Genomic DNA, 12493 nt, shown 5'->3' with positions numbered 1-12493 from the left:
ACTTCGCTTTCGTTTTCCACCAGAACCTAATGGTTATTTACACATTGGGCATGCAAGTTCTATTGCTTTAAATTTTGGTTTAGGAATTGATTATCAATCTCCTGTGAATTTACGTTTTGATGATACAAACCCTGAGAAAGAAGAGCAGGAATTTGTTGATGCTATTAAAAAAGATGTAGAATGGTTAGGATATACTTGGGCAGAAGAATGTTATGCTTCAGATTATTTCCAACAATTATACGATTGGGCAGTTTTATTAATTAAAAAAGATAAAGCGTATGTTGATAGCCAGACTTCTGAAGAAATGGCAGCTCAAAAAGGAACTCCTACAACTGTAGGAACCGATAGTCCGTACAGAAATCGTTCAGTTGAAGAAAACCTGGATTTATTCGAAAGAATGAAAAACGGTGAATTTGAGGCTGGTACACATATTCTTCGTGCAAAAATTGACATGAAATCAACAAACATGTTGATGCGTGATCCTATCATGTATAGAATTTTACACAAACATCACCACAGAACTGGAGATGCTTGGAAAATCTATCCAATGTACGATTGGGCGCACGGACAAAGTGATTATTTAGAGCAAATTTCTCACTCATTTTGTACACTAGAATTCTTGCCTCACCGTGAATTATACGATTGGTTTTTAGATCAAATTTTTGATGATAATAAGCTTCGTCCAAAGCAAAGAGAATTTGCTAGACGTAACTTATCACATACTGTTGTTAGTAAAAGAAAATTACAGCAACTAGTTAAGGAAAAGCATGTTAACGGTTGGGATGATCCTAGAATGTCAACAATTTCTGGGTTAAGAAGACGTGGTTATACAGCTGCTTCATTGCGTAATTTTGCTAACACAATTGGTATTGCAAAACGTGATAATTTGATCAATGTATCAGTTTTAGAATTCTGTATTCGTGAAGACTTGAACAAAATTGCACCCCGTGTAATGGCTGTTTTAGATCCTGTAAAATTGGTAATTACAAATTACCCAGAAGATAAAGAAGAGTGGTTAGAAGCTGAAAACAATCAAGAAGATGAAAATGCAGGTTTCAGAAAAGTGCCATTTTCTCGTGAATTATACATTGAAAGAGAAGACTTTTTAGAAGAAGCTCCAGCTAAATATTTCCGTTTGACTTTAGGAAAAGAAGTGCGTCTTAAAAATGCATATATCATTAAAGGAGAATCAGTTATAAAAGATGCTGAAGGTAATATTACAGAAATTCATGTGACTTATGATACCGATTCTTTAAGCGGAAGCGGAACAGAAGCAAGCCAAAGAAAAGTGTCTGGAACCTTACATTGGGTATCTATCAAACATGCTTTGGAAGCAGAAGTTCGTTTGTACGATCGTTTGTTTACAGATGAAGCTCCAGACAGTTATAAAGAGAAAAATTTCTTAGATTTTGTGAATCCAAATTCATTAGAAATCGTTACTGGATATGTTGAACCAAGTTTATCAACAGCTCAAAATGAAGATAAATTTCAGTTTCAACGTTTAGGATATTTTACTGTTGATAAAGACTCAACTCCTTCAAAATTAGTATTTAACAAAACTGTTGGGTTGAAAGATGCTTGGGAAGAAAAAGGTAAAAAAGAGGAAAACAGTATCAATAATTCTTTAAAAGAAATCAACAAATATTTTAAAGTTGAAACAAAACCTGAAAGAATTGCAATTGAAAGTGCAATAGGGGAGAACATCAAAAATGTTTCTAGTTTCTCTTTGATACAGAATTCATTAAAGAAAAATATCAACAATAATAAGGCTTCGCTGTTATTTTCTCAGTTTATTTTGAAGTATTCAAACTGGAAATCTACAGATTTTGAAGAAGAAGATATTAAGAAATTATATTCCATGTCTTTAAAAAGTGAATCGACGTATGTTAGATCAAAAGCACTTTTGAATTTGAGAGATATTGAAACTGAAACTTTCAAAAATCAATTTGATGACGAAATTTTGAAATTATATTCAAATCCACCAAAAAATGCTTCGGAAAGAGAAAATGAAATTCTTTCTGAAATGGTGAAGAAGTAATATCAACTTAATTTATTAAAAGCGCTTTTATAAGCGCTTTTTTTTATTATATAGATTTACTATCAATATTTAAAATTTTATAATTTTTATATATTAAAAGTAACTCTTATAAATTGATTTTAATAGAAAAATAAATTTTATTGGATAACTAATTCGTTTTTTTAAATTTAGTTCATTAGAAGTCTTTATTTTAATTTTAGTTTTTTTCAGCTCCCGATTTTACTATGAAATTTTATAATATAAATTTAATTGATTAATTAATATATTTTTAATTATTAAAATTTATTATTTATAAAATCTATTAATTTAAAATTTTAATTTATTTTATATATTAAAAGTAGCTTTCATAAATTGATTTTAATGTAAAAATAAATTTTATTGGATAAACAATTCATTTTTTTAATTATAGTTTATTAAAACCTTTTATTTGAGTTTTTCTGTTTTTTGACTTCCAATTTTGCTATGAATTTTAAATTAATAAAATAAATTTATTGATTTTTATATTTTAAATCAATATTGTTTATTATTAATTTAATCTATTATAATTTATTTTTTTAATTTGTATTTTATATTATTAATATAATCTATTTATTTTTTACTTTTATATATATATTACTATTATTTTTAAAAACTATTATTTTAGTTTTTTAAGTTAGTATTATTTATTATTAATACAATCTATATAAAACTTTACTTTTTGATATATATTACTATTATTTTTAAAATCTATTATTTTAGTTTTTTTAAGTTAGTATTGTTTATTATTTATAAAACCTATTTTACTTATAATTTTGATTTAATTCATTGATGTAAAATATTCTTGATAAATTATGTTCATATAAAAATAAAAAATGGTCGAGTAGAGAAGATCATTTTTGTTTTTCATTTGCTAAAACTCTTTATTTCTTCTTGAAATTTTTAATTAAGTTTTTTCTTATATTTTATTTTTTTTGATTGAATTTTATGGTATAAGGTATTATTATTGATTTTTATATAATTAATATTTTATCTATTATTTATAAAAATGATAGTGAAATAAAAATTTATAGTTTTTATGTATTGATTTTAACCTCTATAAATTGATTTTAAGATGTTTTTTTAATTGAATTGATAGATAACTCATTTTTTTAATTATTGTTTATTTACGGTCTTTATTTTAATTTTTACTGTTATTTTAGTCAGTTTAACTGCTTGTTAACACACAATTGTTTATAAAACTGCTATTTTTAACTCAATATCAAAAGTCAGAGATGATTTTTGTAAAAAATTAAAATTTGCCGTAAAGAATCTAAGTTGAAATTTATTGTTTTTAGAAACTCGTAATTTTTATCACAATAGATTTTCAAAACTGATTTCCCAAAAAGACAATTTTATGTTCTCATTTTTATTATGATGTAATTTTGATAATATTTCTCGTAAAAGGTATTTTTTGAAATTGAATCGTAATGACAAAATTCCATAATGTTGAATTTGTGTGAAAGTTTAGTTTTTAAATTTCAAAGTCTGACAATTTTTAATTTAAATCTAATTATCATGAAAATTTTATATTTCACACTAGCACTATTATTTGCAAACGTAGCAATTTCGCAAACACATCAAATTACAAAACACAATGGAGAACAACTTGATGTAAATTTTATTAAAAACGAAAATGGTTTTGTTTATTATGCTTTGAACGGAAGTTCTGAAGAAATCAAAATCAGTAAACATGCAGTTTCATCAATTACAAACAAACAAACAAAACAAACTCAGAAAGTTTCTGATAAAATAGTTGTTGATTCAAAAGACGATTACAAAATGGTAACTGTTTTGCCACAAGAAAAAACAATAGGGCTGAAGCAGACTGGAACATTTACTGGAGTCTCGACCAAAACAAAAGGTGAACCGCCAATTGCAAATCAGAATCAAACGGCTATGAGAATTAAAACTAAGTCGGCTTCAAATGGTTCTCCATTTGTGAGCATAACTGAAAAAGATGGTAAATACGAAGCTACTACTTATGTGTATTAATTAGATTGTTAATTTTTTGTAAATTGCAATCTATCAAAGTTTTATCATTTTAAAAAAGAGTATCTTTATTAATAATTTTAAATTGTAACTATCATGTCTAAGAACTTAAATACAGCAGCAGCAATTCTGGCTGCAGCGGCTGCAGGAGCGGCAATCGGAATTTTATTTGCACCAGATAAAGGATCAAAAACTAGAGCAAAAATTAAAGAAGGTTTAGATGATGCCAAACATAATCTAAAAGATTCTTTTGATGCAAGTTCTGAAGTTCTTCGTGAAAAATTTACAAGTGCTACTCATAATCTTGATGGAACTCTAAACGATTTACTTTCAAATGTTAGTCATAAAACTGAAGAAGTAATTACTTTTTTAGAAACTAAATTAGCTGAATTAAAAGCACAGAACGCTAAACTTCAGAAATAATATTTTGATAAAGCACATTACTTGCTTATTTTTATAAGAAAGTTTTGTGCTTTTTTTTATTTAAAATTATAATTATGGCTTTTGAAGAATTAAAAGAAAACACTGATAAAGTTCAAGATCAGGCTAAAGAATATATTGAAAGTCATTTAGCGTATTACAAACTTTGGGGTTTTAAGGTTGCAATGAAATCTACAACTTTGATCTTTAAGTTTACTCTGATTTTATTATGTTTCAGTATGGTTTTGATTTTTGGATCTTTTGCCGCAGCTTATGCTTTTGGTTCTTTGTTTGAAAGTAATGCTCTCGGATTTTTGGCAGTAGGAGGGATCTATCTTTTCTTTACGATTTTACTTTTCTTTGTAAAAGACAAGTTTGTTGAAGGACCAATTTTGGAGAAATTTTCAGAAATCTTTTTTAATGATTAATTATGGAAAGAAAAAAATACTCTTCGTATGCTGAGATTGAAAGAGATCTGGAAATTTTGAAACTCGAGAAAGAAATCAATTATCAGAAATTGGTTTTAAGTTTTCAGAGAACTAAAGAAAGTATTACACCGCAAAATATTGTAAATGGTTTTATTTCATCTTACACAGGTTATGTCAAAAAATCATTTCCAGAAATTTTACAATCTATTTTACCATTTGTTATCAATTGGTTTATGAATAAAAAAAGAGGCAATTAAGCCTCTTTTTTATTTTCAAATTATTGTTGAACATCTGGTTGAATGTCATCTTCGTAACCAGATTCTCTGTGAGTTGGTTTTGGTTTTTCAATTTTCTTATGTGTCTTTTTCATCATTTCGCCAACTTGGTTAGAAGCTGTAAATGAAGCAACCATATTATTCAACATGTCGCTTCCAGCTTGTGGAGAATTTGGAAGAAGAATTAAGTTTGAATTTGCATCAGCTCCAATTGCTTGCAAAGTATCATAATGTTGAGTAACTACAATTAGGGCAGAAGCTTCTTGAGAATTAATTCCAACATTGTTCAAAACTTCAACACTTTCTACAAGACCTCTTGCAATTTCACGACGTTGATCTGCGATACCTTGTCCTTGTAAACGTTTACTTTCTGCTTCAGCTTTTGCTTTTGCAACGATTCTAATTCTTGAACTTTCAGCTTCAAATTCTGCAGCAGTTTTTTCTCTATCAGCAGCATTGATTCTGTTCATTGCATTTTTTACCTGGATGTCTGGATCAATATCAGTAACCAAAGTATTGATGATATCATATCCGTAAGTAGACATTGCTTCATTCAATTCACGTTTTACTGCAACGGCAATATCATCTTTTCTTTCAAAAACATCATCCAATTTTAGTTTAGGAACTTCGGCACGAACTACGTCAAAAACATAAGAAGTAATCTGATCGTGTGGATATTCTAATTTATAAAATGCTTCGTAAACTTTGTCTTGAATCACTTTGAACTGAACCGAAACTTTCATTTTGATAAAAACGTTGTCTCTAGTTTTTGTTTCGATGATAACATCCAACTGCTGAATTTTAAGATTTACTCTTCCGGCCAATCTGTCAACCATCGGAATTTTAAGTTGTAATCCTGAATTTCTAACACTTTGAAATTTTCCAAAACGTTCGATAATTACAGAAGATTGTTGTTTCACAGTAAAGAAAGACGACATAAAAATGAAGAATGCCAATACTAAAAAGATAATGAATGCTGTGTTCATGGTTATTTAATTTATATTTATGATTTTGGTAAATTACGAAAATTCTTCTAAAATAAAATTATCAAACATTAAAAAAACGCTAAGAACATTTTGTAGATGTTTCTTAGCGTTTAATATTTAGTTTATATTTTTAAAACTATAGCGTTGAAATTGCTTTCTGAATTCTAGAAATAGTTTCTTCTTTTCCAATAATTTCTACAATGTCAAATAGGTGAGGACCTTTCAAAGCTCCAACCAAACTTAGACGGAAAGGTTGCATAACTTTACCCATTCCGATTTCGTTTTTAGTTAACCAATCTTTTACAAGAGTTTCAATACTTACAGAAGTAAAATCTTCAATATTTTCTAAAACAGAAATCAATTCTTGCATTAAAGCTGGAGTTTCTTCTTTCCAGTTTTTGCTTGCTTTCTCATCATAAGATGTTGGCGCTTGGAAAAAGAAATCTGTTAACTCCCAAAAATCAGAAACAAAATTTGCTCTTTCTTTAATCAAAGAAACAATTCTTGTAACATCATATTTAGAAATATCAACGCCTTTTTCTTCTAAAATAGGAGAGAAGGTTTTTGCTAAATCAGCATCATTTTGTTTTACTAAATATTGGTGGTTGAACCATTTGTTTTTCTCAGGATCAAATTTTGCTCCAGCTTTGTGAACTCTGTTCAAGTCAAAAGATGCAGCCAATTCTTCTAGAGAATATATTTCTTTATCAGTTCCATCATTCCATCCAAGTAAAGCAAGGAAGTTTACAACTGCTTCTGGGAAAAATCCTTTTTCTCTGTAACCAGATGAAACACCCTCTTCTGTTTTCCATTCTAAAGGAAATACTGGGAATCCCATTTTGTCTCCATCTCTTTTTGATAATTTACCATTTCCAACTGGTTTCAAAATCAAAGGTAAGTGTGCAAATTCTGGAGCGTCCCAACCAAAAGCTCTGTATAATAAAACGTGAAGTGGCATAGATGGTAACCATTCTTCACCACGAATTACATGTGAAGTTTCCATTAAATGATCGTCCACAATATTCGCTAAATGGTAAGTTGGCATTCCGTCACTTTTAAATAAAACTTTATCATCCAAAAGATTAGTTTCAAACTTAACATCCCCACGAATGATATCTTTCAAATGTAAAGTTTCATCAACCGGAGTTTTAAAACGGATTACATAATGTTCTCCATTTGCAATTCTCTTCGCAGTTTCATCAGCAGAAATTACTAACGAAGTATCTAATTTTTCACGATTCGTATGATTGTAAATAAATGTTTTTCCTTCAGCTTCTTGTTCTTTTCTCAAAGCATCAAGAGATTCTGGAGTATCAAAAGCATAATATGCCCAATCAGAATTTATTAATTGATCTGCATATTGTTGGTAAAGATCTTTACGTTCGCTTTGTCTGTACGGACCAAATTTTTCATTTTTTCCAACAGTTTCTTCAGGAGCAATTCCTAACCATTCAAGAGCTTCCATAATGTAAGCCTCTGCACCAGGAACAAAACGAGTCTGATCTGTATCTTCAATTCTCAGATAAAAAACACCGTTATGTTTCTTTGCAAATAAATAATTAAATAGGGCAGTACGAACTCCGCCGATATGTAATGGTCCAGTCGGACTTGGTGCAAAACGCACACGAACTTGCTTTGACATTTTGTTTAAATTTTGATGCAAAGATACGTTTTATGATTTTAGATTTCAGAATGTTGATTTCACATTTTCAATCTTAGAACCTTAGCGTCTTAGTAACTTATAATCTTAAAAAGGTATTATTATAATTACTACTTTTATAGGTTATAATTAAAACAGATTTATTTTGAAGACATCATCTGCAATATATCAAAAGCTAGAGGCTTTCATTAAGAAATATTACACCAACGAATTGATAAAAGGAATACTTCTTTTTACTGGTTTTGGTCTATTATATTTTTTGTTTACGCTTTTTGTGGAATACTTTCTTTGGTTAAAACCCCTAGGAAGAACTTTCCTTTTTTGGATTTTTATTACTGTTGAAGTTTTCCTTTTGGTGCGTTTAATTCTGTTTCCATTATTCAAATTATTCAAACTTCAAAAGGGAATTGATTATTCTCAAGCTTCAAAAATTATTGGAAATCATTTCACAGAAGTGAGTGATAAGCTGACGAACTTTTTACAATTGTCTTCAGAAAATAATGCTGAAAGTTCAGAATTAGTTTTGGCTTCAATCGAACAAAAGGCTAATTCTTTGCAACCAATTCCGTTTGGAAATGCAATCAATTTTAAAGCAAATAAAAAATATCTGCCATTGGCTTTAGTTCCAATTTTGCTTTTTGCTGTGTTTTATATTTCTGGAAATAGCAATGTAATTTCTCAAAGTTTGAATAGAGTAGTGCATTTCAATTCTGCATTTTTACCACCAGCTCCTTTCAAATTTGTGGTTTTGAATTCTAATTTGCAAGCAGAACAAAACAAAGATTTCGTAATCAAAATGGAATCTGTTGGAAATGTCGTTCCAGAAAATGTGATGATTCATATTGGTAACGAAAGCTATTTTATGGAATCTCCTCAACCTGGAAAGTTTGGATTTAAAGTGGAGAAACCAGCTGAAGATATCCGTTTTTCTTTTGAAGGAAATTCAGTTCTTTCAGAAGAATATGATTTGAAAGTGGTGACAGTTCCATCTATTGCAAACTTCGAAATGGTTTTGAATTTTCCTTCTTATCTAAAGAAAAAATCAGAAACAATTCAAGGAACTGGAAACGCAATTGTACCTGAAGGAACGACTGTAACTTGGAAAATGAATACCAAATCTACACAAGAAGTAACATGGAAAAGAGATAATGAAGTATTCAAGTTTAATAAGGTAGAAAATGAGTTTAAATTGGCTAAAAATATAAGTCAAAATACAGAATATCAAATTCTTACGTCAAATGATAAGGTTAAAAACTACGAGAAATTAGATTATCAGCTGTCTGTAATCAAAGATCAGTATCCAACCATTAATGTGGGGCCTGCACCGGACAGTTTGAAGCTTGATAAGAACTATATTTTAGGAAGATTAGGTGATGACAACGGACTTTCGAAACTACAAATTGTATATTACGAACGTAACAAACCTCAGTCTGCTAAGCGTGGAAACATTCCTGTGAAGGCTGGAGTATTTGATCAATTCGTTTTTAATTTTCCAAGTAACCTTCCAGTTGAAGAAGGTATTTCATACGAATACTATTTTGAAGTTTTTGATAACGATGCACCTCACGGATTTAAGAGCACAAAGTCTTCTACGTTTTTAGATCGTGTAGCGACAACAGATGAAATTCAAGATCAAGAATTACAACAGCAAAATAATAATATCAATAGTTTATCTAAATCTTTGAAGAATCAAACGAAGCAGATTTCTGAAATGGATAAGCTTCAAAATACAGGAAAAGAAAAAGACAATTTAGAGTTTAAAGATCAGCAGAAGATTAATGATTTTATCAAACGTCAGAAACAGCAAGACGAAATGATGAAACAATTTTCTGAGAAAATGAATCAGAATCTTGACAAGTTTAAAGATAATAAGAAAGATAAAACAGCTGAAGATTTACAAAAGCGTTTAGATAATGCTCAGAAAGATTTAGAAAAGAATCAGAAATTATTAGACGAATTAAAGAACTTGAATGATAAATTAAACAGTGAAGATCTGTTTGATAAAATGGAAAAGTTCAAACAAATAAGTAAAAACCAATCTCGTAATCTAGAACAATTGGTGGAGTTAACCAAACGTTTTTATGTTTCAAAGAAAGCAGAACAAGTAGCTGAGAAATTAAACAAACTGTCAGAACAACAGGAACAGTTATCAAACAAAGAGAAAGAAAACACTAAAGAGAAGCAAGATGAAATCAATAAATCTTTTGATAAGATTCAGGAAGATTTAAAAGATTTAAAAGAGGAAAATAAGACTTTAAAGAAACCTCTTGATATTCCATCTGATGCTTCTAAAGAGAAAGATGTGGATAATGATCTGAATAAAGCTTCTGAAGAATTGAGTAAAAAGAATACTTCTGGAGCTAAGCCAAAACAGAAAAGTGCTGCTAAGAAAATGAAGAGTATGGCTCAGGAAATGCAGAACGAGATGGAAGGCGGAGAACAAGAACAATTAGAAGAAGATGTGGCAATGCTTCGTCAGATTCTAGATAACCTTTTAGCTTATTCTTTATCGCAAGAAGATGTGATGAAGCAATTCAAGGCAATGAAATTAGGTTCATCTACATTTACAAAGAACATCAAGATTCAACAGAATTTGAAACAACAGTTTAGACATGTCGACGATAGTTTGTTTGCACTTTCATTACGTAATCCAAAGGTAGCAGAAGACGTAACGAAAGAAATTGGAAACGTACAATACAACATGGACAAAGCAATTGAAACATTAACCGATGTTCAGATTCCTAGAGGAGTATCACACCAACAATATGCGGTTTCATCTGCTAATAAACTTGCAGATTTCTTAAGTGATATGTTGAATAATATGCAGATGTCAATGCCTAAACCAGGAATGGGAAAACCAAAACCAGGTGATGGACAAGGAATGCAATTGCCAGATATTATTCAGAAACAAAAAGGTCTTGCTGATAAGATGAAAGACGGAATGAAATCTGGACAGCAACAAGGTAATAAACCTGGTGAAGGAAAAGATGGTAAGTCTGGGCAAGGACAAAGTGGTCAAGGAAAAGACGGTCAGGGTAAAGAAGGACAAGGAAACAAAAGCGGTGATAAAGGTTCTTCTGGTAAAGATGGAAAAAGTGGAAAAGGAGAGAAGAACGGAAATGAAGGCGAAGATGGTGAAGGAGATGCAGAAGCTATAATGGAGATTTACAAAGAGCAAGTCAAGCTGAGAGAAGCATTGCAAAAAGAATTAGCAAAGAAAGGTTTGGACTCTCAAGGTAAATCTGTAATAGACCAAATGAAACAATCTGAAAAACAGATTTTGAATAAAGGATTCAAGAATGAGAACCTGCAACGTATACTAAACATCCAACAAGAATTATGGAAATTGAACAATGCAGTTCAGCAACAAGGGCAAGATACACAAAGACAATCTGAATCAAATAAGGCTGAATTTACAAATCGTTCGAATGCTTTACCGAGTTCACTATTGGATTATTTAAACAGTGTGGAGATATTAAACAGACAATCACTACCTTTGCGTTCGAATTTTAATCAAAAAGTTCAAGAATACTTTAATACGAAATGATAAATTTTAATTACGAAACAGATTTTACTTTAGGAGATGAGCAAGCTTTTAGCGATTGGCTAAGCGCTATAATTGTTTCCGAAAAGAAGAGTGAAGGAGAAATCAACTATATATTTTGTGACGATGAATATCTACATAAGATCAATGTTGAATATCTAGATCACGATACGCTTACAGATATTATCAGTTTTGATTATACTGTTGGTAACGAGTTAAATGGAGATATTTTTGTTTCTGTTGAGCGTGTTGCAGACAATGCTAAAGACTTCAATGTTTCATTCGCTGAAGAACTTAAAAGAGTGCTGTCTCATGGTATACTTCATTACTGCGGATATAAGGATAAGACAGACGAAGATGCTCAATTAATGAGAGCTAAAGAAGAAGAAAAGATGAAGATGTTTCACGTGGAACAGTAATTAAATATCTTTTTAAAATAAACATATGTTCCACGTGAAACGTTTTAGGTTTTAATTTTCACAACGTTCCACGTGAAACATATCTAGAAAAAATAAAGTAATTATATAACGTTCCACGTGGAACGTTATATAAAGAATTCGAATAAAGATTAAATCGTTCCACGTGGAACGATTTTTTAGGTTTGAATTTTGATGGAATAATCATGATGTTTCACGTGGAACGATTCTTGGAATTGATATTTTGAGAATGAAAATTTAAAACGTTTCACGTGGAACATGAGTTTGAGTTCTGATTTGGAAGTTTAGAATGGAAGTTTAGAATGGAAGTATTAGAATGGAAGTATTAGAATGGAAGTTGAGAATGGAAGTTCAGAATGGAAGTTCAGAATGGAAGTTTAGAATGGAAGTTTAGAATGGAAGTTTAGAATGGAAGTTTAGAATGGAAGTTTAGAATGGAAGTTTGGAATGGAAGTTTGGAATGGAAGTTTGGAATGGAAATTTAGAATGGAAATTTAGAATGGAAGTTTAGAATGGAAGTTTAGAATGGAAGTTTAGAATGGAAGTTTAGAATGGAAGTTCAGAATGGAAGTTCAGAATAAGAATTAAAGTGTTTCACGTGAAACACTTTTGAAGATTCAGTTTGAAGATTCAGTTTGAAGATTCAGTTTGAAGATTCAGTTTGAAGATTCAGTTTGAAGATTCAGTTTGAAGATTCA

9 protein-coding genes are annotated in these 12493 nt (G+C 30.0%); 7 read left to right on the top strand and 2 right to left on the bottom strand.

Annotated features, from left to right (window positions below):
- The 5 genes from ACE01P_RS23945 to ACE01P_RS23925 all read left to right on the top strand — a co-directional run.
- A partial coding sequence (locus tag ACE01P_RS23945) for a glutamine--tRNA ligase/YqeY domain fusion protein (RefSeq protein WP_379701577.1) occupies nucleotides 1-2038 on the top strand: 2038 nt, incomplete at its 5' end.
- Between the two features lie 1533 nt (nucleotides 2039-3571).
- Nucleotides 3572-4048, top strand: a complete 477-nt coding sequence (locus tag ACE01P_RS23940; RefSeq protein WP_379701576.1) for a hypothetical protein — start codon at nucleotides 3572-3574, stop codon at nucleotides 4046-4048.
- Nucleotides 4049-4141: 93 nt separating this feature from the next.
- Nucleotides 4142-4468 carry a YtxH domain-containing protein gene (locus ACE01P_RS23935; RefSeq protein WP_379701575.1) on the top strand — a complete coding sequence of 109 codons (327 nt, stop codon included), beginning with the start codon at nucleotides 4142-4144 and terminating at the stop codon, nucleotides 4466-4468.
- A 74-nt stretch (nucleotides 4469-4542) separates the two neighbouring features.
- Complete coding sequence (locus ACE01P_RS23930; protein WP_290963628.1) at nucleotides 4543-4893, top strand: competence protein; 351 nt, start codon at nucleotides 4543-4545, stop codon at nucleotides 4891-4893.
- A 2-nt stretch (nucleotides 4894-4895) separates the two neighbouring features.
- Entirely contained in the window at nucleotides 4896-5150 is a 255-nt protein-coding gene (locus ACE01P_RS23925; RefSeq protein WP_379701574.1) for a DUF6327 family protein, read from the top strand.
- A gap of 20 nt (nucleotides 5151-5170) precedes the next feature.
- Here the strand turns inward: ACE01P_RS23925 and ACE01P_RS23920 are convergent, their stop codons facing one another.
- Both ACE01P_RS23920 and gltX read right to left on the bottom strand, forming a co-directional pair.
- Nucleotides 5171-6154 carry an SPFH domain-containing protein gene (locus ACE01P_RS23920; RefSeq protein ID WP_379701573.1) on the bottom strand — a complete coding sequence of 328 codons (984 nt, stop codon included), beginning with the start codon at nucleotides 6152-6154 and terminating at the stop codon, nucleotides 5171-5173.
- A 136-nt stretch (nucleotides 6155-6290) separates the two neighbouring features.
- Nucleotides 6291-7796 carry a glutamate--tRNA ligase gene (gene gltX / locus ACE01P_RS23915; protein ID WP_379701572.1) on the bottom strand — a complete coding sequence of 502 codons (1506 nt, stop codon included), beginning with the start codon at nucleotides 7794-7796 and terminating at the stop codon, nucleotides 6291-6293.
- Nucleotides 7797-7959: 163 nt separating this feature from the next.
- On the opposite strand from gltX, the gene ACE01P_RS23910 reads away from it, so the two are divergent.
- Both ACE01P_RS23910 and ybeY read left to right on the top strand, forming a co-directional pair.
- Nucleotides 7960-11361: a hypothetical protein gene (locus ACE01P_RS23910; protein ID WP_379701571.1), complete on the top strand. Its 3402-nt coding sequence runs from the start codon at nucleotides 7960-7962 to the stop codon at nucleotides 11359-11361.
- Complete coding sequence (gene ybeY, locus ACE01P_RS23905; protein WP_379701570.1) at nucleotides 11358-11777, top strand: rRNA maturation RNase YbeY; 420 nt, start codon at nucleotides 11358-11360, stop codon at nucleotides 11775-11777. The genes ACE01P_RS23910 and ybeY overlap by 4 nt, the downstream gene beginning before the upstream one ends.
- The last annotated feature ends 716 nt before the right edge of the window (nucleotides 11778-12493 follow it).

Source organism: Flavobacterium sp. HJSW_4, assembly GCF_042436695.1.
Lineage (GTDB): Bacteria > Bacteroidota > Bacteroidia > Flavobacteriales > Flavobacteriaceae > Flavobacterium.
Note: the sequence above shows the minus strand (reverse complement) of the source record. Positions and strands in the feature narration are given on the sequence as shown.